Origin of the sequence: Thioalkalivibrio sp. ALE22 (genome assembly GCF_000381445.1) — a bacterium.
Taxonomy (GTDB): Bacteria; Pseudomonadota; Gammaproteobacteria; order Ectothiorhodospirales; family Ectothiorhodospiraceae; genus Thioalkalivibrio.
This window is the reverse complement of the sequence record NZ_KB906509.1, coordinates 29303-54489: the sequence shown is the minus strand read 5'-3', so window position 1 is coordinate 54489 and position 25187 is coordinate 29303. Positions and strand designations below refer to the sequence as shown.

The 25187-nt window shown below is 68.5% G+C and carries 22 protein-coding genes and 1 tRNA gene; 14 read left to right on the top strand and 9 right to left on the bottom strand.

Going from position 1 to position 25187, the window contains the following annotated elements:
- Positions 1-9: 9 nt before the first annotated feature.
- Positions 10-609: an RNA ligase partner protein gene (locus F793_RS0110785; RefSeq protein WP_017941871.1), complete on the bottom strand. Its 600-nt coding sequence runs from the start codon at positions 607-609 to the stop codon at positions 10-12.
- Between the two features lie 131 nt (positions 610-740).
- Here F793_RS0110785 and F793_RS0110780 point away from each other — a divergent pair, with 131 nt between their 5' ends.
- Entirely contained in the window at positions 741-1592 is an 852-nt protein-coding gene (locus F793_RS0110780) for an HDOD domain-containing protein (RefSeq protein WP_018876981.1), read from the top strand.
- Between the two features lie 53 nt (positions 1593-1645).
- On the top strand, positions 1646-2227 hold the full coding sequence (locus F793_RS0110775; protein WP_018881763.1) for a BLUF domain-containing protein: 582 nt from the start codon (positions 1646-1648) through the stop codon (positions 2225-2227).
- Between the two features lie 64 nt (positions 2228-2291).
- On the opposite strand, the gene guaA is transcribed toward F793_RS0110775, so the two are convergent.
- Positions 2292-3869 carry a glutamine-hydrolyzing GMP synthase gene (guaA, locus tag F793_RS0110770; RefSeq protein WP_018878018.1) on the bottom strand — a complete coding sequence of 526 codons (1578 nt, stop codon included), beginning with the start codon at positions 3867-3869 and terminating at the stop codon, positions 2292-2294.
- Positions 3870-3933: 64 nt separating this feature from the next.
- Positions 3934-5394 carry an IMP dehydrogenase gene (guaB, locus tag F793_RS0110765; RefSeq protein WP_018866382.1) on the bottom strand — a complete coding sequence of 487 codons (1461 nt, stop codon included), beginning with the start codon at positions 5392-5394 and terminating at the stop codon, positions 3934-3936.
- A 193-nt stretch (positions 5395-5587) separates the two neighbouring features.
- Between guaB and F793_RS0110760 the strand changes: the two genes are divergently transcribed.
- On the top strand, positions 5588-6361 hold the full coding sequence (locus F793_RS0110760) for a DUF4197 domain-containing protein (RefSeq protein WP_018881764.1): 774 nt from the start codon (positions 5588-5590) through the stop codon (positions 6359-6361).
- Between the two features lie 14 nt (positions 6362-6375).
- Positions 6376-7794, top strand: coding sequence for an exodeoxyribonuclease VII large subunit (gene xseA, locus F793_RS0110755; protein ID WP_018881765.1), 1419 nt, complete (start codon positions 6376-6378; stop codon positions 7792-7794).
- Positions 7795-8148: 354 nt separating this feature from the next.
- Here the strand turns inward: xseA and proB are convergent, their stop codons facing one another.
- From proB to rplU, 4 genes are all read right to left on the bottom strand, one after another.
- Complete coding sequence (gene proB / locus F793_RS0110750; protein ID WP_018881766.1) at positions 8149-9282, bottom strand: glutamate 5-kinase; 1134 nt, start codon at positions 9280-9282, stop codon at positions 8149-8151.
- Positions 9279-10349, bottom strand: coding sequence for an Obg family GTPase CgtA (gene cgtA / locus F793_RS0110745; RefSeq protein ID WP_018879809.1), 1071 nt, complete (start codon positions 10347-10349; stop codon positions 9279-9281). The genes proB and cgtA overlap by 4 nt, the downstream gene beginning before the upstream one ends.
- Before the next feature lie 362 nt (positions 10350-10711).
- Complete coding sequence (gene rpmA, locus F793_RS0110740) at positions 10712-10972, bottom strand: 50S ribosomal protein L27 (RefSeq protein ID WP_018867867.1); 261 nt, start codon at positions 10970-10972, stop codon at positions 10712-10714.
- Between the two features lie 29 nt (positions 10973-11001).
- Entirely contained in the window at positions 11002-11313 is a 312-nt protein-coding gene (gene rplU, locus F793_RS0110735) for a 50S ribosomal protein L21 (protein ID WP_017941885.1), read from the bottom strand.
- Positions 11314-11564: 251 nt separating this feature from the next.
- On the opposite strand from rplU, the gene ispB reads away from it, so the two are divergent.
- From ispB to F793_RS0110700, 7 genes are all read left to right on the top strand, one after another.
- Positions 11565-12533 carry an octaprenyl diphosphate synthase gene (gene ispB, locus F793_RS0110730; RefSeq protein ID WP_018867868.1) on the top strand — a complete coding sequence of 323 codons (969 nt, stop codon included), beginning with the start codon at positions 11565-11567 and terminating at the stop codon, positions 12531-12533.
- Positions 12534-12612: 79 nt separating this feature from the next.
- A tRNA-Pro gene (locus tag F793_RS0110725) sits at positions 12613-12689 on the top strand.
- Positions 12690-12791: 102 nt separating this feature from the next.
- Positions 12792-13442 carry a guanylate kinase gene (gmk, locus tag F793_RS0110720; protein ID WP_018867869.1) on the top strand — a complete coding sequence of 217 codons (651 nt, stop codon included), beginning with the start codon at positions 12792-12794 and terminating at the stop codon, positions 13440-13442.
- 61 nt (positions 13443-13503) lie between these two features.
- Positions 13504-13779: a DNA-directed RNA polymerase subunit omega gene (gene rpoZ, locus F793_RS0110715; RefSeq protein ID WP_018867870.1), complete on the top strand. Its 276-nt coding sequence runs from the start codon at positions 13504-13506 to the stop codon at positions 13777-13779.
- Positions 13780-13792: 13 nt separating this feature from the next.
- Positions 13793-15967: a bifunctional GTP diphosphokinase/guanosine-3',5'-bis pyrophosphate 3'-pyrophosphohydrolase gene (gene spoT, locus F793_RS0110710; protein WP_026280922.1), complete on the top strand. Its 2175-nt coding sequence runs from the start codon at positions 13793-13795 to the stop codon at positions 15965-15967.
- Positions 15968-16045: 78 nt separating this feature from the next.
- The gene (locus tag F793_RS0110705) at positions 16046-17122 is read left to right on the top strand and encodes an SO_0444 family Cu/Zn efflux transporter (RefSeq protein ID WP_018879807.1); all 1077 of its coding nucleotides are present in this window, start codon (positions 16046-16048) and stop codon (positions 17120-17122) included.
- Entirely contained in the window at positions 17122-17784 is a 663-nt protein-coding gene (locus F793_RS0110700) for a class I SAM-dependent methyltransferase (protein WP_018882849.1), read from the top strand. Before F793_RS0110705 ends, F793_RS0110700 begins: the two co-directional genes overlap by 1 nt.
- A gap of 634 nt (positions 17785-18418) precedes the next feature.
- Here F793_RS0110700 and F793_RS14265 read toward each other — a convergent pair.
- A complete protein-coding gene (locus tag F793_RS14265) occupies positions 18419-18823 on the bottom strand; it encodes a hypothetical protein (RefSeq protein WP_018878028.1) in 405 nt (134 codons plus the stop codon).
- Between the two features lie 148 nt (positions 18824-18971).
- Here F793_RS14265 and F793_RS0110685 point away from each other — a divergent pair, with 148 nt between their 5' ends.
- The 3 genes from F793_RS0110685 (at position 18972) to F793_RS0110675 (ending at position 22347) form a co-directional block, all read left to right on the top strand.
- Positions 18972-19553 (top strand): hypothetical protein, encoded by a 582-nt coding sequence (locus F793_RS0110685; protein ID WP_018882847.1) that lies wholly within the window; start codon positions 18972-18974, stop codon positions 19551-19553.
- A complete protein-coding gene (locus F793_RS0110680) occupies positions 19553-20077 on the top strand; it encodes a cytochrome c (RefSeq protein ID WP_018878030.1) in 525 nt (174 codons plus the stop codon). The genes F793_RS0110685 and F793_RS0110680 overlap by 1 nt, the downstream gene beginning before the upstream one ends.
- Positions 20078-20268: 191 nt before the next feature.
- The gene (locus F793_RS0110675; protein ID WP_196799901.1) at positions 20269-22347 is read left to right on the top strand and encodes a bifunctional diguanylate cyclase/phosphodiesterase; all 2079 of its coding nucleotides are present in this window, start codon (positions 20269-20271) and stop codon (positions 22345-22347) included.
- 46 nt (positions 22348-22393) lie between these two features.
- Here the strand turns inward: F793_RS0110675 and F793_RS0110670 are convergent, their stop codons facing one another.
- Positions 22394-25153, bottom strand: coding sequence for a cation-transporting P-type ATPase (locus F793_RS0110670; RefSeq protein WP_018882845.1), 2760 nt, complete (start codon positions 25151-25153; stop codon positions 22394-22396).
- Positions 25154-25187: the final 34 nt, after the last annotated feature.

Below are 25187 nucleotides of genomic sequence, written 5' to 3'. Positions count from 1 at the left end.
CTTGCGGCCTCAGGCGCCGCCCTGACCGGGGATGCCCGACTCGGAGAGGTTCTCCATCACCTGGCGCAGGTAGTCGGCGGTGACCAGCTTGATGCCCATGCGGTTGCCCAGCTTGCGCATGCCCTCGTCGGCGCTGGCCAGCTCGGCATCCAGCTCCATCGCCAGCAGCACGGCATCGACATCCTCGCGCGAGTCCACCAGGCCTTTGCGCATGGCCTCGCGGAAACGCTCGCGCAGCTGCGTGATCAGCTCCGGGCGCAGCGACTCGGCCGCCCCCGCCTGGCGCGTGTGCTCCTCGGCGATGCGCAGGCCGCGGTCGATGCGGGTGCGCACCTCGTCGATGAACTCGTAGAGGATGTCGCTCGGCAGGGTCAGGGCGAAACGGCGCGGGGAGCGCACCCAGACCACGGTCTCGAAGTCGGCCGCCAGGGCCTCGAGGTCGCGCATGCCGCGAAACTCCTCGTACACCGACAGCGGCATGTAGAACTCGGCGGGGCAGTGGCGCGCCAGATTGAGAAAGGTCCGCAGGATGTCCTCGGGGTCCTCGCCGAACTGCCCGGCTACATGCGGGTTGGTAAAGACGCTGGTATCCAGCACGAATCGGCGCATCACGACCTCCTGTCGGCTCCCTTCATCATCGGCAGGGGCCGGCGGCCCGTCAACCGGCCCGCGACACCCCGCCCACGCCAACGCCTGTGGCATAATCGGCGCGTCTTTACCCAGCCGGACACGGATTGCCCTTGGCCACCCGAGCGGAAGTCGAAAAATTCCTGGAGCGCCTGCGCGAGGACCTCGAACGTCACCAGATCGAGATCCCGACCCTGCCCGATGTCTCGGTGCAGGCGCTGTTCATCACCCAGGACGAATCCAGCTCCATCGCCGATCTGGTCAACCTGATCTCGCGCGACACGGCCCTGGCTTCGCGCCTGGTGCGCCATGCCAACAGCCCGGCCTACCGGGGGCTGACCCGCTGCGCCACCATCCGCTCCGCGGTCACCCGCCTGGGCATGGAGCGCGCCCGCCAGACCATCATCGCGCTGTCCATGAAGGAGGTCTTCCAGAGCGGGAACGAGGCCATCCGCATCCGGATGGAGGAGCTGTGGAACCACAGCCTGGAGGTGGCGATCATCAGCTACCTGTTGGCCCGTCGCCACCCCCATCTGGACCCGGACACCGCCCTGCTCGCCGGGCTGGTCCACGATATCGGCATGATCCCGATCCTGCGCCGCGCCGAGAAGACCCAGGAGATCTACGAGGATCCACGCGCCCTGCAGGCCGCGGCCGATGCCGCGCACGTCGCCATCGGCCGCGCGATGCTGAAGAACTGGAACTTCGAGCCGGAGATCATCCGCGCCGTGGCCGAACACGAAAACCTCAAGCGCGAGCCGGAGGAAGGCGAACCGGTCAATTACAGCGACATTCTGCAGGCCGCCAACATCGAGAGCCACAACGCCACCCGGCATCGACTGGCCCATATCGACCGCAGCTCGGTCGCCTCCATCCGCCGTCTGGCGGCCAAGCCCGGCACCACCCGCCTGAACTGGGAAGACGACGCAATCGGCCTGGAACACGTCAACCAGATGATCGAATGAACCCCGCGGGGCGCGGGCGGTCTTCTTCATATCGCCCCGGAACGGACGCCCGCATGCCCGCCATTCTCCAGCTCGTCTACGCCTCTCGCGCCACCTTCCGCGAGAACACCTCCAGCCAGGGCATCGAGCCCGAAGTCAGCCGCATCCTGATGCAGTCACGCCAGAACAACCCGCGCAGCGGGATTGTCGGCGCGCTCTATTACGGGGATGGACACTTCTTCCAGTGTCTGGAGGGCGAGCCCGAGGCCGTACGCGACACCCTGGAGCGGATCCGGCGTGACGATCGCCACGAGGAGGTCCGGGTGCTACGCGAGCAGTCACTGGACAGCCCGGGATTTGGCGAATGGTCGATGAAATACGTCCCGGCAGCGGGGGACGTCCGTCAGCTGCTGCAGCGCTTTGGCCAGCGCCAGTTCGACCCCTTCGCCTTCGACGATGACCGTATCGACGCGATGCTGGACCTGCTGCGTCAGGGCCGGGACAACGCACCTGCCGAGGGAGCGGGATCGACGGGCGGCAAGGCGGAAGATGCCACGCGAGGTGCCAACCGTGCGTTGTTCGGACTCGGACTGGCCGCAGCCGCCATCGTAGCGGGCGTGATCGGGGCCGCCGCCTGGCTCCTGCTCGCGGGATAACGCGATCGCGCCCACCCCCGGCCGGGGCGGGGCATGCCTGCCGATCCGGCCGGGCGCCGAGGCCCTATTCCCACTCGATAGTGGCGGGGGGCTTGCCGGAGATGTCGTAGGTCACGCGCGAGATACCGGGGATCTCGTTGATGATCCGGCGCGAAACGTGGTCGAGGAAGTCGTACGGCAGGTGCGCCCAGCGGGCGGTCATGAAGTCGATGGTCTCCACCGCACGCAGCGCGACCACGTAGTCGTAGCGCCGGCCGTCGCCCATCACCCCGACCGACTTCACCGGCAGGAACACCGCAAATGCCTGCGAGGTCTTGTCGTACAGATCGGCCTTGCGCAGTTCCTCGATGAAGATCGCATCCGCCCGGCGCAGCAGCTCGGCGTATTCCTTCTTCACCTCGCCCAGGATGCGCACGCCCAGACCCGGCCCCGGGAACGGGTGGCGGTAGACCATCTCGGTGGGCAGGCCCAGCTCCACGCCGATCTTGCGCACCTCGTCCTTGAACAGCTCGCGCAGCGGCTCCACCAGCCCCAGCTTCATGTTCTCGGGCAGCCCGCCCACGTTGTGGTGCGACTTGATCACATGCGCCTTGCCGGTCTTGGAGTCGGCCGACTCGATCACGTCCGGGTAGATCGTGCCCTGGGCCAGCCATTGCACGTTGTTCAGCTTCGCGGCCTCCTCGTCGAACACGTCGATGAACAGCCCGCCGATGACCTTGCGCTTGGCCTCCGGGTCCTCGACCCCGGCGAGCGCACGCATGAAGCGGTCCTCGGCATCCACGCGGATCACGTTCACGCCCATGTGGCGCGCGAAGGTCGCCATCACGTGGTCGCCCTCGCCCTCGCGCAGCAGTCCGGTGTCCACGAACACGCAGGTCAGCTGGTCGCCGATCGCCTTGTGCAGCAGCGCACCGACCACCGAGGAGTCCACCCCGCCGGACAGGCCCAGCACCACGTGGTCGTCCCCGACCTGTTCGCGCACCCGCGCGGCCATGTCGTCGATGATGTTGTCGGCGGTCCACAGCGCCTCGCAGCCACAGATCTCGTGCAGGAAGCGTTCGATGATGCGCTGGCCCTGGGTCGTGTGCGTGACCTCGGGATGGAACTGCACGCCGTAGAAGCCGCGCTCCGGGTCGGCCATGCCGGCGATCGGCGCGGAGTCGGTGGAGGCCATCAGGCGAAAGCCCTCCGGCATTTCGGTCACGTGGTCGCCATGCGACATCCACACGTCCAGCAGGCCGTAGCCCTCCGGTGTGGTGTGATCCTCGATGTCGCGCAAAAGAGGGGTATGACCGCGGGCGCGCACCTGGGCGTAGCCGAACTCGCGACGCTCGGACGGCTCGACCCGGCCGCCCAACTGCGCGGCCATGGTCTGCATGCCGTAGCAGATCCCCAGCACCGGCACGCCCAGCTCGAACACTGTGTCCTCGGCGCGCGGCGGCTGGTCGATATTTACCGACTCCGGGCCACCGGACAGGATGATCCCGGTGGGATTGAACGCGCGGATGTCCGCCGCCGGCATGTCCCAGGCGTGTACCTCGGAGTAGACCCCGGCCTCGCGCACGCGGCGGGCGATCAGCTGGGTGTACTGGGAGCCGAAGTCCAGCACCAGAATGCGGTGGGCGTGAAGATCCTGGGTCATGAGGTCATCCGCTATACCGGCCGGACGGCCGGTGGGGTATCGGGACCGGGCCGTGTCGGGCCGGTCAGTCCATTCGGTAGTTCGGGGCTTCCTTGGTGATCGCCACGTCGTGCACGTGGCTCTCGCGCATGCCGGCGGCGGTCACGCGGACGAAGTGCGGCTTGGTCCGCATCTCTTCGATGTTGTGCGCGCCGACATACCCCATGGACGAGCGCAGCCCGCCCATCAGCTGGTAGATGATCGCGACGATCGAGCCCTTGTACGGCACGCGACCCTCGATGCCCTCGGGCACGAACTTGTCGGCCGATGCGTTCGGGTCCTGGAAATAGCGATCCGAGGAGCCCTGCTGCATCGCACCCAGCGAGCCCATGCCGCGATAGATCTTGTAGGAGCGGCCCTGGTAGAGCTCGACCTCGCCCGGGGCCTCCTCGGTCCCGGCGAACATCGAACCCAGCATCACGCAGTCCGCGCCCGCGGCGATCGCCTTGGCCAGGTCCCCGGAGAAGCGCACGCCGCCGTCGGCGATCAGCGGCACGCCGGTGCCCTGGAGCGCCTCGGCCACATCCGAGATCGCGGTGATCTGCGGTACGCCCACGCCGGCCACGATGCGGGTGGTGCAGATCGAGCCCGGCCCGATCCCCACCTTCACGCCATCCGCCCCGGCCGCGACCAGGTCCTTCGCGGCGGCGGCGGTGGCGATGTTGCCGCCGACCACCTGTACGTCCGGGTAGTGCTTCTTCACCCAGGCAACGCGGTCGAGCACGCCCTGGGAATGACCGTGCGCGGTATCCACCACCAGCACATCCACCCCGGCCTCGACCAGCGCGGCCACGCGCTCGTCCGTGCCATCGCCCACGCCGACCGCCGCGCCCACGCGCAGGCGGCCGCGCTCGTCCTTGGAGGCATTGGGATGCTCGGTGGACTTCTGGATGTCCTTGACGGTGATCATCCCGCGCAGCTGGAAGTCGTCGTTGACCACCAGCACCTTCTCGATGCGATGCTTGTGCAGCAGTTCCAGCACCATCTCGCGGTCGGCCCCCTCGGGCACGGTCACCAGTCGGTCGCGCGGGGTCATGATCTCGGTGACCGGCGCCTCCATCCGCGTCTCGAAGCGCAGGTCACGGGAGGTCACGATGCCGACCAGATCGTTGCCATCCACCACCGGCACGCCGGAGATGTGATTGGCCTCGGTGAGCTCCACCACCTGGCCGATGGTGGCGCCCGGGCCGATGGTGATCGGCTCGCTGATCACGCCGCTTTCGTATTTCTTGACCTGCCGGACCTCGGCCGCCTGGGCCTCCACCGACATGTTCTTGTGGACGATACCGAGCCCGCCCTCCTGAGCCATCGCGATCGCCAGGCTGGCCTCGGTGACCGTATCCATTGCCGCCGACACCACCGGGGCGGACAGCGTGATCTCGCGGGTGATCCGGGTACTCAGGTCGACATCGCGCGGAACGACATCCGAATGTCCCGGGATCAGCAGCACGTCATCAAAGGTAAGGGCTTCACCGAGTATCCGCATGCACCACTCCAGGACAGGCCCGCCGGGACGCAGGGGGAGGAAATCCCGGGGGTAGATAAATAGCCCTTCAGTATAGAATTCGCATTCTCCCGCGACAAGCGCACACAGGCCTGCGAAGGGCGGATCGCAGACGCTGCCGGAGCACCCTGATAGGATGCCGGTTCACTCCGGACCCTCCGCCAGGCGAGAACCCATGCCCGAACGCGCGCCCCCGGCCCGCATCACCCGCCGCTCCGCGCTGGCCCTGCTGCTGGCCCCCGGCCTCGGCCTGGCCACCGCGTCCAGCGCCCAAGCCGACTGGTGGCGCTTCGGCCAGGACATGTTCCGCGCGCTGATCACACGGCCGCCAGAGTTCTCCGGGCTTTCCACCGCGGAGTTGATTGAAGCGGTACACGAGGCCCTGGTCATCGCGACCCATGCGGCCTCCGAGACGCTGAGCCGGCGCAACGGCTTCTATGGCAACCCGGATGTCCGTATCCCCCTGCCCGAGGTGCTGGCGACCACGCGGCGATCGCTCGGACGCCTGGGGATGGCCGCCCCGCTGGGCGCCCTGGAGGAACGCATGAACCGCGCGGCCGAAGAGGCCGCCTGGGAGGCGCGGGAGCCCTTCATCCGGGCCATCTTCGCGCTGGATCTTGAGGATGCCCGCAGCATCCTGCTCGGCCCCGAGGACGCAGCCACCCGGTACCTCGAACAGGAGATGCGCCCCCGCCTGACCGAGGCCATGCGCCCGGCGGTGGAGAACAGTCTGGCCACCGTCGACGCCCTGAGTACCTACAGCGAGATCGAGTCCCAGATGCGGGACATTCCATTCCTGGCCAATGTCCGTCTGGATCTGATCGGCCACGTCCTGGAACACACCATGGACGGGCTGTTCCACGCCCTCTCGGAAGAAGAGGCGCGCCTGCGCGTCGACCCGTTGGGACGTGGCACGGACGTCTTCCAGCGCGTCTTCAGCCGCTTGTAACCCGCGAGGCCCGCATGAGCGATAGCGATAGCCCCCCGGTCTTTTCGGTTACCGAACTCAACCAGTGTGCGGATGGGCTGCTGCGTGATGGGCTCGGTCTGGTGCGTGTGGAAGGCGAGGTCTCCAACCTGCGCCAATACGCCTCCGGGCACCAGTACTTCTCGCTGAAGGACGAGAACGCCTCGGTGAACTGCGTGCTGTTCCGCGGCAAGGCCCGCCAGGCCGCGCGCTTCGCCGACGGCGACGCGGTACAGATCCGGGGACGTGCCGGGATCTATGGCGCGCGCGGACAGTTCCAGATCATCGTCGAGGCCCTGCAACCGGCCGGCGAGGGGCGCCTGCTGGCGGCCTTCCAGCGGCTGAAGGAGAAGCTCGCCGCCGAGGGGCTGTTCGATGTCGAGCGCAAGCAACCGCTTCCCGCCTGGACCCACCGTCTCGGCGTGATCACCTCCACCCAGGGCGACGTGCGCCACGACATCGAGCGCACCCTGGCGCGGCGCTTCCCGCTGTTGCTGCCGGTCACGCTTTACCCCACCGCCGTGCAGGGCCAGCAGGCCGCTGGCCAGATCGTCGCGGCGCTGGAACAGGCCGCGGTCGAGGGCCGGGTCGACGTGATCATCCTCGCTCGCGGCGGTGGTTCGCTGGAGGACCTGCAGGCCTTCAACGAGGAAAGCGTTGCGCGCGCCATCGCCGCCTGCCCGATCCCGGTCGTGACCGGCGTCGGGCACGAGACCGATACCACCATCGCCGACTTCGTCGCCGATCTGCGCGCCTCCACGCCCACCGCCGCGGCGGAGGCCGTCAGCCCGGATGCCACAACCCTGCGCCACCAACTGGCGCGGGCCCGGGAACGCCTGACCGGCCTGCTGGGCCAGCGCATCGCGCGTCACCAACAGACCCTGACCGCATTACACACCCGGCTGGAGCGCCGCCACCCGCGCCAGCTCCTGGAACGCGACGCACAACGCCTGGACGACCAGCGCGAACGCATGAACCGCGCCTGGTCGCGCATGTACGAACGCGCCCAGGCACGGCTACAGCGCGCCCAGTTGCGCCTGGCCGGGGCCTCGCCCGGAAATCGCCTGGCCTCCGCCCGCATGCGCCTGGACCACCTGCGCCAACGCCTGGACCGCGTGCGGCCCGACCACGACATCGCACAACGCCGCGACACCCTGGCCCGCCTGCATCGCCAGCTCGAAACGGCCACCCGCCAGGCCCTGGCCACCCGCCAGCGACAACTGGACGCCAGCGCCCGCCAGCTGCGTTCACTGGACCCGGAAGCGGTACTGGAGCGGGGCTACGCGATCCTCCAGACCGCGGAGGGCGAAGTCCTGCGCCGCGCGGAACAAACCGCCCGCGGCGAGCACCTGCGCGCCCGCCTTGCCCGCGGCCGCCTGGACCTCGAAGTCACCGGCACCCACACCGACGACTGAAGCGCTCAACATCCTGGTCTTGAACCACAAAGGGCGCCGAGAACATCGCGTGTAACAGGAAGACGGGAAGCGCGCGAAGGGGTCAGGAGGGGCGACGCAGGGTCGGCCGCTACAAAGCCAGCCCCGCCGGAGCGCGGCGCAGAGCCGGGACTTCCTGCTTCACGCACACGCACCTCCAACATGCCGCCCCCACCGCCGGAAACCCGGATAGCTGTTCAGCATCCCCAACGCCGTGGGAGCGTGCTTGCACGCGAAGCCCCTGCCCGCGTCCGACTCTGGCAGGGGCTTCGCGTGCAAGCACGCTCCTACAACTGTGGTTTCACAGACCCACCGAGGACAGCGGTACCGCGTCGATCAGGGGAGCAGAACGAGGTTGTCGCGGTGGATCAACTCCGGCTCCAGCAGGTAGCCGAGTTCGGCCTCGATGCGATCGGCGCGCTGGCCGCGGATGCGCTGGATCTCGCTGGCCCCGTAGTTGGTGAGCCCGCGCGCCACCGCGACCCCGTCCGGGTCCAGGCAGGTCACCATCTCGCCGCGGCGGAAATCGCCCTCGACTCCGACCACCCCCACCGGCAGCAGGCTGCTGCCCGACTCGCGCAACACGCGCGCGGCCCCGGCATCCAGCTGCAACTGCCCGCGCGAGTGCAGCTGATCCGCCAGCCAGCGCTTGCGCGCCGCCAGGGGTTCGCGGTCCGGCTTCAGCCAGGTACCCAGCGGCTCGCCCTTCAGCACCCGCCCCATCACCTGCGCCTCGCGCCCGGAGGCGATCACGGTATGCGTACCGGAGCGCGCCGCGCGTTCGGCGGCCAGCAGCTTGGTCGCCATGCCGCCGCGCCCCAGGTGCCCGAAATCGGCGGCCACGTAGCGGTGCAGCTGGGCATCCGAGGCCCGGCCTTCGGCGATCAGGCGGGCGTCCGCATGCTTGCGCGGATCGCGATCGAACAAGCCATCCTGGTCGGTCAGGATCAGCAGCAGGTCGGCCACCACCAGGTTTGCGACCAGCGCCGCCAGGGTGTCGTTGTCCCCCAGCCGGATCTCCTCGTAGGCCACCGTGTCGTTCTCGTTGACCACCGGGATCGTGCCCATCTCCAGCAGCGCCTGCATGGTGCTGCGGGCATTCAGGTAGCGCGAGCGATCGGCCAGGTCGTCGTGGGTCAGCAGGACCTGGGCCGCGTGCAGGTCGTGGCTGGCGAACTCGCGCTCGTAGGCCTGCACTAGCCCCATCTGGCCGACCGCCGCGGCCGCCTGCACGTGATGCAACTGGTGCGGCCGTTCGGTCATGCCCAGCCGGCGCATGCCCTCGGCCACCGCGCCACTGGAGACCAGGATGACCTCCAGACCGCGTCGGCGCAGCGCCGCGATCTGGTGCGCCCAGGACTCCAGCGCCGGGCGGTCGAGCCCGGCCCCATCCGCGGTGATCAGGGCACTCCCGATCTTGACCACCACCCGGCGGATCGCCGGGAGCGCACGCATGTCCCCCGCGGTCACGCGGGGTCCTCCGGGTTGGCGATCGCATCGCGCCGGCCAGCCTCGGCCGCCGCCTGCGCGGTCTCTTCGATATGGCGCATCACGGCCTGGAGCAGGGCATCCACGCCCTCGCCGGTCGCGGCGGAGATGGCGAACACCGGACGTTCCGCCCCCTGGTCGGCACGCACGCGTTCGACCAGGGCCGCCAGATCCTCGGGGTCCAGCAGCTCCTTCTTGTTCAGCACGATCCAGCGCGGCAACGCGGCCAGCTGGTCGCTGTGGTGCTCCAGCTCGGTGATCGCGGTGCGCAGATCCACCAGCGGGTCGGCCTCCGGGTCGGGCGGCGCCACGTCCACCACGTGCAGCAACAGCCGCGTGCGCGCCAGGTGCTTGAGGAACCGCGTGCCCAGGCCGGCCCCCTCGGCCGCGCCCTCGATCAGCCCGGGGATGTCGGCGATCACGAAGCTCTGGTTCACACCGATGCGCACCACGCCCAGCTGCGGGATCAGGGTAGTGAACGGATAGTCGGCGATCTTCGGGCGCGCGGCGGAGGCGCGCGCGAGCAGCGTGGACTTGCCCGCGTTCGGCAGCCCCAGCAGCCCGACATCCGCCAGCACCATCAGCTCCAGCGACAGCTTGCGCAGCTCGCCGGGCGTGCCCGGCTTGCTCTGGCGCGGCGCCTGGTTGGTGGAGGACTTGTAGCGCGTGTTGCCAAGCCCGTGGAAGCCCCCCTGCGCGACCAGCAGCCGCTGGCCCTCGTGGGTCACGTCGCCGAGGATCTCGTCGGTCTCGGCATCACGCACCTGGGTGCCGACCGGGACCGGGATCTCCAGGTCCTCGCCGGAGGCCCCGGTGCGCTGGCGCCCCATGCCGTTCTCGCCACGCTGGGCATCAAAGCGGCGCTGATAGCGGAAATCGGCCAGGGTGTTCAGACCCTCGTCACCGACCAGCCACACCGAGCCGCCATCGCCGCCGTCACCGCCATCCGGGCCGCCGAACGGGATGTATTTCTCGCGGCGAAAACTGACACAGCCGTTTCCGCCGTCACCGGCCTTCACCGTAATGGTGGCCTCATCGATGAACTTCATTGCTTGCTTCCCGCAGTACAGAACAAAAAAAGCCCCGAAGAACGGGGCTTTTCGCGAACGCTTCGCTAGGGAGACGCTGATTGAATCGCACGTCCGCGCTCGAGTCGCTTTTGCGTGCGAACAAGGCGCGGTGACTGCCGTGCAGTCATTCTGCACAAGGGAGCCGCAACGCCGTTCCCGCGCAAAAGCGGCCGAGCCCCTGCTTTCAATGGCTTGTGGGGTTGGTGCCCCCTGTTCCCCGATCCTGCGTTGCGCCGCTTGCGGGTAGAACCACTACCCGCTGCACGACGCGCCTTGTCTCGGAAAACAGGGGGCACCAACGCGGACGTGCGATTCAATCAGCGTCTCCCTAGCCGGCCGGCTTACTGCTGCGGCTGGACGCTCACGAAACGACGGTTGTGCGGACCGCCCACCTTGAAGACGACCTGGCCGTCGACCTTGGCGAACAGCGTATGGTCCTTGCCGCAACCCACGCCCTCGCCGGGATGATACTGCGTCCCGCGCTGACGAACGAGGATGTTGCCGGCGCGCACGACCTGACCGCCAAAGCGCTTCACGCCAAGGCGTTTGCTCTCGGAATCGCGCCCGTTGCGGGTACTCCCGCCTGCCTTCTTATGTGCCATGGTTCAGTTCTCCTGAATGCCTGCGCCGATCAGCCGGCGATGCCGGTGATGCGCACGGTGGTGTAGTGCTGGCGGTGCCCCATCTGCTTCTGGGAATGCTTGCGCCGCCGGAATTTCATGATGTGGACCTTCTTGGCGCGGCCATGGTCTTCGACCTTGGCGGTGACCTTGCCACCGTCCACCAGCGGGGCCCCGACGCGGACATCGTCACCCGCACCGACCATCAGCACCTGGTCGAATTCGACCTCGGAACCGGCCTCGGCCTCGAGCTTTTCGATGCGAATCACGTCGCCTTCGGCGACGCGGTACTGTTTACCACCTGTTGCGATGATCGCGTACATTTCCCTGGGACTCCGTTGCGATACCTTGTGTGGACCAGCCGACGGGACTGGTCTCGCGAAAGGGCGGAAATGCTAGCAGCGCTTCGCTTGCGGGTCAATGCCGGGACCAGCCTGCCCCCGGCGCGCGCGAACGACGGGGACGCCGGGGGACGAGCCGCGCCCGCACCCGCGCGAGCTTGTACATTCGGTGGCGTTTCCCTAGCATGCCTTCGCCCCTCCCGACCACTCTCAGAGCCCGCTTGCCTACCCCCATGTCCATTGACGCGATCCGAGAACTGGCGGCCGACGACATGCAGGCCGTCGATCAGTGCATCCGCGAGCGCCTGAGCTCGCCGGTGGTGCTGATCAACCAGCTCGGGCACTACATCATCCACTCGGGCGGCAAGCGCCTGCGGCCGCTGCTGGCCACGCTGTCCGCGCGCGCCTGCCACGTGCAGGGCCAGGACCCCGTGACGCTGGCGGCGGTGGTGGAGTTCATCCATACCGCGACCCTGCTGCACGACGACGTGGTCGACGCCTCCGAGATGCGCCGCGGGAACGAGACCGCCAACCACATCTTCGGCAACGAGGCCGCGGTGCTGGTGGGGGACTTTCTCTACTCGCGCGCGTTCGAAATGATGGTCGAGGTCGGCTCCATGCGGGTGATGGAGATCCTGTCCCACGCGACCAACGTGATCGCCGAGGGCGAGGTGATGCAGCTGATGAACTGCCACGACGCCGACGTCGACGAGCAGCGCTACATGCACGTGATCCAGTCGAAGACCGCCAAGCTGTTCGAGGCGGCCTGCCAGCTGGGCGCGATCCTGGGCGAACGCCCGCAGGCCGACGAACAGGCGCTGGCGCGCTACGGCATGCACCTGGGCACCGCCTTCCAGCTGATCGACGATGTCCTCGACTACTCCTCGGATGACGAAGTCACCGGCAAGCGCATGGGGGATGACCTCGCCGAGGGCAAGCCCACCCTGCCGCTGATCCACGCCCTGCGCGTCGGCACACCGGAGCAGCAGGCGATCGTGCGCCAGGCCATCGAGGACGGCGGGCGCGACCGGGTCGACACGGTGCTGCAGGTGGTGCACGGCACGGATGGCCTGGCCTATACCCGGTCCCGCGCGGAGGCGGAAACCGACGCCGCGATCGAGGCCATCTCCACCCTGCCCGACTCGCCGCACCGCCAGGCCCTGATCGACCTTGCCCGCTTCGCCGTCGGGCGCAACCACTGACGCCCGCGCCCGACCCGATTTTCATCCTGCGGGGGCATGGACACGCCGGGAGAGGCTCGGCATAATAGCGGGCTCGGTTCGGAGTGTAGCTCAGCTTGGTAGAGCACTGCCTTCGGGAGGCAGGGGTCGAAGGTTCGAATCCTTTCACTCCGACCAACCTTCTTCTTTGACCCTGGCTACCCGCCTGTGGCTCGCCGCAAACGGCCCGCCCGGGAGACCGCCAGGACCCGATCACGTTCAGGTTCCGCGGACACGTCCATGACCGCCAGCACCCCGGCCGCTCGCGGCACCCTCTATATCGTTTCCGCACCGTCCGGCGCCGGCAAGACCAGCCTGGTCGCGGCGCTCCTGGAGACGGTGGAGGCCGTGGAGGTCTCGGTCTCGCACACCACGCGCAAGCCGCGCGCCAGCGAGGTGGACGGGCAGCACTACCACTTCGTCTCCGCCGAGACCTTCCTCGGCATGATCGAGGACGGGCAGCTACTGGAACACGCCAAGGTCTTCGACAACTTCTACGGCACCGCGCGCGCCAGCGTCGACGAGCGCCTGGACGCTGGCGTCGACGTGATCCTGGAGATCGACTGGCAGGGCGCGCGCCAGGTGCGCGCGGCGGTACCGGACGCCCACTCCATCTTTATCCTGCCCCCCTCGCGCGACGAGCTGGAGCGCCGCCTGCGCGGCCGTGGCCAGGACGAGGAGGACGTGATCCAGCGCCGCCTGCGCGACGCCGAATCCGACTGCACACATTTCCGCGAGTACGACTACACCGTGGTCAATGCCGATTTCGACGAGGCCGTGCGCGACCTGGCCTGTATCTTCCGCGCCAATCGTCTGCGCACCGTGGAACAGGAGACCCGAGCCGCACCCACGATCGGGAATCTGTTGGCGGCGGCGCCGGGGTCGGCGTAACATGCTAGTGAACTGCGGCTGTGCCGCATGGATTTCAAGAATTTACTGACCGGAGTATCCGATGGCACGCGTTACCGTCGAGGACTGCCTCGAAAATGTCGAAAACCGCTTTCAGCTGGTGCTGATGGCCGCCCGCCGGGCCCGCCACATCGCCCACGGCAAGGAAGCGCGTGTACCCGAGGACAACGACAAGCCCACGGTGATCGCCCTGCGCGAGATCGCCGCCGGCGTGGTCGGTCCGGAGGTGTTCGACGAACACGACGAACGGCCCCAGAACCAGATGCTGGACTTCAGCACCATCCGTCATCTGGAACAGCTGGAAGCCGACGAACGCTAGGCGAGGGTTTTCAATGGCCGCTGGGCAGCCAGCCGCGCCCGGGGCCGTTTCGGCGGCAACGGGTGATTCGACCCGATTCCTGATCAGCGATTTGTGTTCCGAGCTCGAGGCCTATCTCGAGCCGGAAGAGGTCGAGGAGGTCTATCGCGCCTATCTCCTGGGCGCGGAATCCCACGAAGGCCAGACCCGCAAGACCGGCGAACCCTACATCTATCACCCCCTGGCCGTGGCCCGCACCATGGCCGAGATGCGGATGGACCACCAGGCGATCTGCGCCGCCATCCTGCATGACGTGATGGAGGACACCGCTACCAGCAAGGACCGCATCCACGCCGAGTTCGGCGAAGAGGTCGCGGAGCTGGTGGACGGCGTCTCCAAGCTCACCCACCTGCAGTTCCAGACCAAGGCCGAGGCGCAGGCGGAGAACTTCCGCAAGATGATGCTGGCGATCACCCGTGATATTCGGGTGATCCTGATCAAGCTGGCCGACCGCCTGCACAACATGCGCACCCTGGGCGTGATGCGCCCGGACAAGCGCCGGCGCATCGCCAAGGAAACCCTGGAGATCTACGCCCCCATCGCGCAGCGCCTGGGCATGAACGCCATGCGCCGCGAGCTGGAGGCCCTCGGCTTTTCCGCCAAACACCCGTGGCGCGCGGCCGTACTGCAACGCGCGGTGCACCGTGCCGGCGGCAACCGCCGCGAGCCCATGCGCAATATCGAGCAGGCGATCTGCTCGCGCATGGAGGCCGCCGGCATCGTCGGGCGCATCTCCGGACGCGAGAAGGGGCTGTACAGCATCTACCGCAAGATGCGCGACAAGCACCACTCGTTCGAGGAGGTGTTCGACGTCTTCGCCATCCGCATCATCGTCGACGACGTCGATACGTGCTACCGCTCCCTGGGCGTGGTGCACAACCTCTACAAGCCGGTACCGGGGCGCTTCAAGGACTACATCGCGATCCCCAAATCCAACGGCTACCAGTCGCTGCATACCATCCTGTTCGGCCCGCAGGGCGTGCCCATCGAGATCCAGATCCGTTCCACCGAGATGGATCGCGTGGCCGAGAGTGGTATCGCCGCGCACTGGCAGTACAAGGCCGGGGGCGAATCCACCCGGACCGCCCAGAGCCGCGCGCGCGAATGGCTGAAGGATGTCCTCGAGATCCAGAACAGCGTGGGCAACTCGATCGAGTTCCTGGAGAACGTGAAGGTCGACCTGTTCCCCGACGAGGTCTACACCTTTACCCCCGGTGGCGACATCATGGTCCTGCCGCGCGACGCGACCCCGATCGACTTCGCCTACGCAGTGCACTCCGACGTCGGCAACCGCTGTGTGGCGGCCAAGATCGACCGTCAGCTGGCGCCGCTGTCGGTGCGCCTGCAAAGCGGCCAGACGGTGGAGATCGTCACCTCCCCCGGCGCACGCCCCAACCCGGCCTGGTTGTCCTTCGTGGTCACCGGCAAAGCCCGTACCGGCATCCGCCACTGCCTGAAGTCGATGCAGTCCGAGGAGGCCCGCACCCTGGGCGAACGCCTGCTGGAGAAGGCGCTGGAGTCGCTGGACACCAGCCTGCCGCGGATCTCGCCGGCACGCCTGGACCAGATGCTGGACGCGATGCAGCTGAAGGACCTGGACGCACTGCTGGTCGACATCGGCCTGGGCAACCGCATGGCCTCACTGGTCGCCCGCCAGATGGCCGGCAGGGACGCCCCCGAGCCCGCGGCCGACGAGGCACCCACCACCCTCGCGGTCAGCGGTACCGAGGGCCTGGTGCTGAACTACGCCCGGTGCTGTCACCCGATCCCGGGTGACCCGATCATCGGCCAGCTGAGCGCCGGCCGCGGCCTGGTGGTCCACCGGGAAAACTGCCGCAACGTCCTGCACGAAAGCCGCGACCGCAGCGACCGCACCATCACGCTGGAATGGTCGCACGAGCCATCCCTGCAGTTCACCGCCGCGGTGCGCACCCGCACGGCCAACCGCCGCGGGGCCCTGGCCGACATGGCTGCGGTCATCGCCGACCATGGCTCCAACATCGAGCACATCTCCTTCAACGAGCAGGATGGCCACTCCACCGCGATGACCTTCCTGCTGACCGTGCGCGATCGCCAGCACCTGGCCCAGATCATGCGCGGTCTGCGCCGCCTGCCCGACGTCCTGCGCATCTCGCGCCAGCGCGGCTGACGCCCGAGACCTCGGCCGAACCGTCCGCCCGCGGGCGGGCTTCTTGCAGTTGCCCCCGCCGCGACGGAACATCGGGCCATGATCCTCGACATCCTCAGGCAGACGCTGAGTGTCGCGTTGACGGCGGCGCCCTGGCTGCTGCTGGGCCTGCTCGCGGCCGGCGGCGTCAAGGCACTGATTCCGGAGGCTGCCCTGCAGCGCTGGCTGGGCGGCTCGGGAATTCCCGCCACCGCGCGGGCCGCCGTGGTCGGCGCCCCCCTGCCCCTTTGCTCCTGCGGGGCCATCCCGACCGCACTGGCCCTGCACCGCGGCGGGGCCGGGCGGGGCCCCACCACCGCCTTCCTGATCGGCACGCCGGGCGTCGGCGTCGACTCGCTCGCCATCAGCTATGCCCTGCTGGGCCCCATGATGGCCGTGGCCCGGGCCCTGGGCGCCATTGTCACGGCCATCACCACAGGCCTGCTGGTGGGCCGCACCCGCTCCGCGACCGAGCGTCCCGACCCAACCCGGGGCGAACCCGACAGCTGCGGCGGATGCTGCGGGACCGACGACGGCTGCGCCACACCCGAGGCCCCGGAGCGTTTGTCCGCACGGCTGCGAGCGGGCCTCGCCTATGCCTTTGACGACGTGCTCGACGATATCCGCCTGTGGCTGGTGATCGGCCTGCTGGTCGCCGGCGCCCTGCTCGCCCTGGTCCCACCGGCCACGCTGGCCGCCTGGGGATCGGGCCTGCCGGCCATGCTCGTAATGGCCGTCATCGGCATCCCCATGTACCTCTGCGCGACCGCCGCGACACCGATCGCCGTGGGCCTGATCGCGGCCGGGGCCTCCCCCGGCACCGTGCTGGTGTTCCTGCTGGCCGCACCGATCACCAGCCTGGCGACCCTGGGCGTGTTTCGCCGCGAACTGGGCACGCCGGCGCTATTGCTCTACCTGACCGGTATCGCGGTCACCACCATCGCGCTGGGGCTCGCCCTGGACGCCGGACTCGCCCACACCGGGATCGACGTCGCCACGCAGATGGGCACCGCCGGCGAGATGCTGCCCGCCTGGCTCGAGTGGAGCGCCCTGGTCATCCTGATCGTCCTGGCCACACCGGTCCTGCGCCGATGGCTGGACCGTCTGATCCCTCACCCACAACCCCGGAGCGCGTGATGTCCAATCGTTCCATCGGACTCGATGGCCCCCTGTATGACTACCTCCTGGAGCACTCGCTGCGCGAGCCGGAGATACTCGCCGAGCTGCGTGCCGAGACCGCGAACCTGCCCGAGGCCAACATGCAGATCGCCCCGGAGCAGGGCCAGTTCATGGCACTACTGGCGCGGCTCATGGGGGCGCGGCGCTATCTGGAGATCGGGACCTTCACCGGCTACAGCGCGCTGGCGATCGCGCTGGCCCTGCCGGAGGACGGCGCGGTCGTCACCCTGGACAAGAGCGCGCAGTGGACCACCACGGCCCGGCGCTACTGGGAACGCGCCGGGGTCAGCGGTCGCATCCGACTCGAGCTGGGCGAGGCCCGCAACACGCTGCAGGCGCTGGAGGCCGAAGGCGAGACCGGCCGCTTCGACCTGGCCTTCATCGACGCGGACAAGACCGGCTACCCCGACTACTTCGAGCACTGCCTGCGCCTGGTCCGTGCCGGCGGCCTGATCCTGGTCGACAACACCTTGTGGCATGGCAGCGTCGCCGACCCGGACGACACGCGCGAAGACACCCGCGCGATCCGCGCCTTCAACGATGCCCTGCACCACGACGAACGCATCGACCTCTCGCTGGCCCCCATCGGCGACGGCCTGACCCTCGCCCGCCGCCGCTAGACCCGCCGCAAATTTCGATTCACCACAGAGCGCACGGAGTACACAGAGGGGGCTTCAAGGCTCAGAAATCAAGGGCCTGTTGATTCACCACGAAGCGCACGAAGGCACGAAGAAAATCCTTTTGATGTAAGCGTTCCTGGTGGCGAACGGCTTTGTTCCAGCCCGCGGGTCAGCCTTAAGGAAACACTGATTAATGCACGCGCTCGCGCTCGAGTCGCTTTTGCGTGCGAACAAGGCGCGGTGACTGCCGTGCAGTCATTCTGCACAAGGGAACCACAACGCCGTGCGCGCGCCCGTTTTTGATCAACAACGGGCGGCCGAGCCCCGTCTTTCAATAGCTTGTGGGGGTTGGCACCGCAGGTTCCCCCGATCCTGCGTTGCGCCCCGAATCCATCGAAAACGGGCGGGTAGAACCACTACCCGCTGCGCGACGCGCCTTGTCTCGGAAAACCTGGGGTGCCAACGCGAGCGTGTGCATTAATCAGTGTTTCCTTAACAATCACCCCGCCCCCCTGTCCTTCTCCGTGATCTCTGTGCCCTCTGTGGTCGAACCGCTGTTGCCCTCGCCCTTCTTCGTGCCTTCGTGCACTTCGTGGTGAATATTCTTTTCCCTGCGCATATCCTCCACGAAGCGTTACAGGCAGAGGCCGCTGTCGGCGAGGCCGCGGCGGCAGATGGCCCGGCGTTCCACCGTGCGCACCACCCAGCCCGCCTCCGTCTCGTCCAGCTCCAGCCGGAATTCGTAGGCCTCGACGGCATCATCACGCAGTCCGGTCAGACGGACCTCCGCGCGTTCCGGGCGCGGCTGGTCGATCTCCAGCCCCGCGTAGTCGACGGCCAGGCCGGATTTCCAGCCACTGGCCGCGAACCACTCCATCACCGCGGAACCCGGCATCACCCTCGGCTCAAGCGATGGCACCGCCTGGGCCTCGAAGGCCGTCGGCGCGGGTTCCCATCCTTCGGGCAACACCGCGGACGTGCCGTCATCGCCCGGATCCGGGGTCGACGTGGCGCAACCCGCCAGAAGCAGCGCCAGCACACCCCCTGCAACCTGCCTTCTCCAGTACATCACGTGGACTGCCTCGCAAATCATCCGCTCCCTGGAAACATACCGGAGCGCGAAACGTCCTACCATGAGAGATCAACATCATTGGTCTGCCGCCCCGCGGCACCCCGGAGGACCCGACATGAACCTGCTCGAACTGCGCCCCATCCTGCTCGCCGGGCTGTGCGGCCTGATGCTGGCCGCAAGCCCCCTGTATGCCGCCGATCACGACACCCACGCAGGGGACGAACCCACGGCCAGCGACGAATCGGATGCCGCCATGGAGGACGATGCCACCGCCAGCGAGATGGAGGAACTGCGCGAGTCCTGGGCCGAGACCCGCGAGGAACTCCAGGAGGAAGGCGAGGAGGCCGGCGAGGCCACCCGCTCCCGTACCCGCGAGACCCTGGACGCGATGGACCGCGAGCTGAGCCGCCTGGGCAACAACATCCGCGAGGGCTGGGACGACCTGAGCGACGCCACCCGCGAACGCCGCGAACGGGCCTATGACGGCCTGGTCGAGGAACGGGACCGCCTGGCCGAATGGTCGAGCGAGATGCGCGAGCGCTCCTCCGGCGCCTGGGGCGGGGTGCGCGATGGCGCCCGCGACGCCTGGGGCGGCATCCGTGACGGCTCGCGCAAGGCCTGGGGCTCGGTACGCGACGCCTTCCGCGGGGACGACACGCCGGCCGACGGTGCCGGCGAGCCGGACGTTCAGGACTGATGCCGGACCCGCGTACCCTCCGTGCCGGTTTCGCCGGCGCGGTGCTGCTTCTGTCCGCTGCCACGCTGGCGGGCTGCGACGGCTTCGGCGGGGCCTCCGGCACCCCCAACCACCTCGAACGCACCACCGACCCGGAGATCCTGCAGCGCGGGGAACGGCTCTACCAGGAGCACTGCATCGCCTGCCACGGGGCCCAGCGCGAGGGCGCCGAGAACTGGCGCCAGCGCAACCCGGACGGTACCCTGCCGCCGCCCCCGCTGGATGGCAGCGCCCACACCTGGCACCACCCCTACTGGCAGCTGAAGGACATGATCCGTTATGGCGCCGAGGCGCGCGGCGGCGCCATGCCCAGCTTCGAGGACACCCTGTCGGAGGAGGACGTCGAGGCGATCATCGCCTGGCTGCAGTCACACTGGCCGGACGAGATCTTCGAGGCCTGGAAACGCTACGACCGCAACCACCCCACCCAGGCAGACTGGGAGGAGGCCATGGGCGAACCCTGGGTCACCCATCCCGACGAATGATGCAGCGCGCATGCCGGGGCCCTACAATGCGCACGGAATGGCACGGGACTCGGAGGCGTCTTCCGGATGAGACGCCACCGCGCATACCGGCTGGCAAGGGACGCAGCGCACCATAACGGCCGGGAGTGGCCCATGCAGTACACCCAGACGCGCAGGCCTCGGACGCGCACAATTTGCCTCGCCCACGGGGGGTGCGCGTGAACCGACGCGCGCGCGACTTCGCGACGGATAGCGAACGCGACCGCCTGCAGACCCTGGTCGAGCAGGAACGCGCGGCTCGCCGCCGCGCCGAGGCGCTGGCCGAGACCCGCCTGCAGGACGTCTACGCCAAGCAGCAGCAGATCGAGCTGCTCAACACCATTGCCTCCACCGCGAACCAGTCCGACTCCATCGCGCATGTACTGCGCGCGGCGCTGGCCGCGATCGGACGCTACCTGGACTGGCCGGTGGGGCATGCCTATCTGGCCCGCCAGAACGAGCGCAGTGGCCACAGCCAACTGCACCCCACCGGCATCTGGCATCTCGCATCCGCGGAGCCCTTCACCGCCTTTCGCGACAGCACCGAGAACACGAGCTTCGGCCCCGGCGAGGGGCTGCCCGGCCGGGTGCTGGACCACGGCGAGCCCGCGTGGATCGAGGATCTCGCGGCGGACGACAACTTCCCGCGCGCGCCTCAGGCAACGGCCAGCGGCCTGCACTCCGGCTTCGCCTTCCCGGTCATGGTCGGCCACGAGGTGGCCTGTGTCCTCGAATTTTTCGCCACCGAGCCCACCACCACCGACCCCGACCTGCTCTGGCTGATGTGGCAGATCGGCGTGCAGCTCGGCCGCGTGATCGAGCGCAACCGCCACGAGGAACGCCTGCTCCACAACGCCTCCCACGACCAGCTGACCGGCCTCCCCAACCGGCGCCTGTTCCACGACCGGCTGGCGCACGCGATCGCCCGTGCCACGCGAGAGCCCTTCAACCTGTTCGCGGTGCTGTTCGTGGACATCGACCGCTTCAAGGTCGTCAACGACAGCCTGGGCCATCCGGCCGGCGACGAGCTGCTGGTACGCGTGGGCCAGCGCCTGCTGACCGCGCTGCGCCAGAACGACACGGTCTCGCGCCCCAAGGGGGACGAGACCAACCGCCCGGACGATACCCTTGCGCGGCTGGGTGGCGACGAGTTCACCATCCTGCTGGAGGGCCTGCACGAGCCGGTGGATGCCCTGCGCGTGGCCGAGCGCCTGCAGGCCGTGCTGCACGAGCCGTTCTCCATCGCCGGGCAGGACGTCTACGTCACCGTCAGCATCGGCATCGCGACCCGGCCCTACGGCCAGAGCTGCCCGGTCCAGGGACCCGGCCAGCCAGACGACCCGGCCCGTCCGGCCACACCGGATGACCTGATGCGCGAGGCGGACATGGCGATGTACCGCGCGAAGTCACTCGGCAAGGCCCGGTGCGAGTTCTGCGACCCGGGCATGCAGACCCAGGCCCTGCAAAGCCTGGCGCTGGAGACCGACCTGCGCCTGGCGGTGGAACGTGGCGACTTCCGCGTCCATTTCCAGCCCATCATGTCGCTCGGCGAGGAGCGCATCACCGGCTTCGAAGCCCTGGTACGCTGGGAGCGCAACGGGGAACTGGTGCCGCCCGATCACTTCATCCCGATCGCGGAGGACACCGGGCAGGTGCACCTGATCGACATGCAGGTCCTCTACACTGCCTGCCGCCAGCTGGTGGAGTGGAACGCGGACGGGGCGAGAACGCCCCTGACCATCAGCACCAACCTCTCCGCCCGTCAGCTCACCCGCCCGGAACTCGTGGGGGACGTGCAGACCATCCTGGAAGGCACCGGCGCCCCGGCCGCACAGGTGCGCCTGGAGATTACCGAGACGGCCACCCTCGGCAACCTGGACGAACTGATCGAGACCCTGCACCGGCTGAAGGCCCTGGGCATCAGCCTGGCGATGGACGACTTCGGCACCGGCTACTCCTCGCTCAGCTACCTGCACCGCCTGCCACTGGATATCCTCAAGATCGACCGCAGCTTCGTAGCCGGCCTGGATCGCGACGAATACAGCCAGCGCCTGGTGCAGACCGTGATCCACATGGCCCGCAATCTCGGGCTCGAGGCCGTGGCCGAGGGCGTGGAAAGCCACACCCACGCCGCCACGCTGCGCGCCCTCGGCTGCTCGCTGGCGCAGGGCTATTACTACTCGCCCCCGGTGGACGCGACACAGGCAACCGCCCTGCTCGGCGGGAAACTGCCGGCCCGGCCCGCCCACTGAGCCGGGGCTCCGGGAAACGCGCTCTGCCCGACCCGCGCGCGTTCGGTCAAACGGCGCGCGGCAACACCCCGCGCCGGCGTGCCAGCACCTGGCGCACCACCAGCTTTTCCAGTTCCACGATCACGAACACCGCCAGGCCAAAGGCCAGGATGCGCGCCCAGTCGTCCGCGCCGATGGCGGTGGTCCCGAACAGGGTGTGCATTACTGGCACGTAGGTGAACGCCAGCTGCAGCAGCACCAGGACCCCGATGGCCAGCCACATCGCGCGCGAGCGGAACAGCTCGCCGCCCGGCAGCACCGGTTGATGGATCAGACGCAGATTCAGCAGGTAAAAGGCCTGCCCGGCCACCAGGGTATTGATCGCCACGGTACGCGCGACCTCGTCGGCCACCCCGGCCAGCATCTCCATGTAGACGAAATGCCCGAAGGTCCCGGCCCACAGCAGCAGGGCCACGAATGGGATGCGCCAGAGCAGGAAGCCCGACAAAAGCGGGGCATCGGGGGACCGTGGCGGGCGCTGCATCACCCCCGGCTCGGCCTTCTCGAAGGCCAGCGCCATGGCCAGGGTCACCGAGGTCACCATGTTGACCCACAGCACCTGCACCGGGGTCAGCGGCAACGCCAGCCCCATCAGGATCGCCATCATGATGGTCAGCGACTGCCCGGCATTGGTCGGCAGCATATGCAGGATGGCCTTGCGGATGTTGTCGTAGACCGTCCGGCCCTCCTCCACCGCATGCGCGATGGAGGCGAAATTGTCATCCGCCAGGACCATCTCGGAGGCCTCCTTGGCCGCCTCGGTCCCCTTGCCTCCCATGGCCACGCCGACATCCGCCCGCTTCAGGGCCGGGGCATCATTCACTCCGTCGCCGGTCATCGCCACGATACGCCCGCCCTGCTGCAGGGCTTGCACCAGGCGCAGCTTGTGTTCCGGCGAGGTCCGCGCAAAGACGTCCGTACGCTCCGCGGTTTGGGCCAGCGCCGCCTCGTCCAGGGCATCCAGCTCGTGACCGGCCCGCGCCTCGGCATCGTGGCCCAGGCCCAGCTGCTCGCCGATCGCCCGGGCGGTCGCCAGGTGGTCGCCGGTGATCATCTTGACGTCGATTCCGGCCGCGCGGCACTCGGCCACCGCGCGGATCGCCTCGTCGCGTGGCGGGTCGATGATCCCCAGCAGGGCAAGCAGGGTAAAACCACCGGCCTCGACATCATCGAAACGCAGCTCGCCGTGATCGGGTTTGGTGTCGCGCACGGCCACGGCCAGCAGGCGCTGACCGCGGGCCGCCACGGCCTCCATGGCGGCGTGCCAGCGCTCGCCATCCAGCGCCTCGCGGGTCTCGCCATCTACCTGCTGCTCGCTGCAAAGCTCCAGCACGCGCTCGGGCGCCCCTTTCAGGAAGATGCGGGCGTGACCGTCGTGGTCGTGGTGCAGGGTCGCCATGTAGCGATGATCCGACTCGAACGGGATCACGTCGGTGCGCGGCAGGCGTTCGCCTTCCAGGCGCGGGTCCAGCCCGGCCTTTTGCGCCAGGGTAATCAGGGCGCCCTCGGTCGGGTCGCCCTCCATCACCCAGTCGCCATCCTTCTGGTAGAGCCGGGCGTCATTGCACAGCAGCCCCGCCCGCAGCACCTCGCGCAACAGCGGGTCCTCGTCCGGGTCCAGATCCCGTTCGTCCTCGGAGAACTGCCCCTGCGGCGCATAGCCCACGCCGCTGACGAGGATCTCCCGGGTGGCCGTGCGCAGGGTCTGCGCCGTCATCTCGTTACGGGTGAGCGTGCCGGTCTTGTCGGAGCAGATGGCCGAGACCGACCCCAGGGTCTCCACCGCCGGCAGACGCCGGATGATCGCATTGCGCCGCGCCATCTTCTGCACCCCGATGGCCAGCGCGATGGTCATGATGGCGGGCAGGCCCTCGGGGATGGTGGACACCGCCAAGCTCGCCGCCGCGAGGAACATCTCGTCCAGCGGATAGCTCCGCACCCAGTAACCGAAGGCGAAGGTTGCCGCCGCGATGACCACGATCACCGCGGCCAGCCAGCGGCCGAACTGTTCCATCTGCCGGACCAGCGGCGTCTCCAGCCCCTCGACCTCGCCGAGCATGGTGGAGATGCGCCCGATCTCGGTATGCTCGCCCGTGGCCACGACAACGCCCGCACCGCGGCCAAAGGCCACCAGCGTCCCGGAGAAGGCCATGCCGCGCCGGTCCCCAAGGTCGGCCTCCCGTTCCACCGTGGCGGTATCCTTCTCGACCGCCACCGACTCGCCGGTCAGGACCGCCTCTTCCAGGCGCAGGTTCTTGGTCTCGAACAGCCGCAGGTCGGCGGGCACCCGGTCACCGGCCTGCAGGTGCACGATATCGCCGGGCACCAGCTCATCGGCCGGGATCTCGCGACGCTCGCCTGCGCGCGTCACCACCGCGCGCGGGGACAGCATGCGACGGATGGCATCCAGGGCCTTCTCCGCCTTGCCCTCCTGGACGAACCCGATCAGCGTATTGATCAGGACCACGGCCAGGATCACGCCGGTATCCACCCAGTGCCCGAGCAGCGCCGTCCCCAGCGCCGCGACCAGCAGGATGTAGATCAGTACGTTGTGAAAATGGCGCAGGAAGCGCCGGACTACGCCCGCCCGCTCCGGCGGACGCAACTGATTGGGGCCAAAGTGCGCCAGACGTTCCTCGGCCACGACCGCCGACAGCCCTTCGCGGTCGGAGCCCCAGTGCTCCAGCGCATCATCCGCGGACCGGCTGTGCCAGGCGGGGGCCTCCCGGTTGTCACCCGGATCGGTAGGGTCGGGGGTATCGGTCATGGGCAACGCCCTGCTGTGTCAACGTCGCCCTATC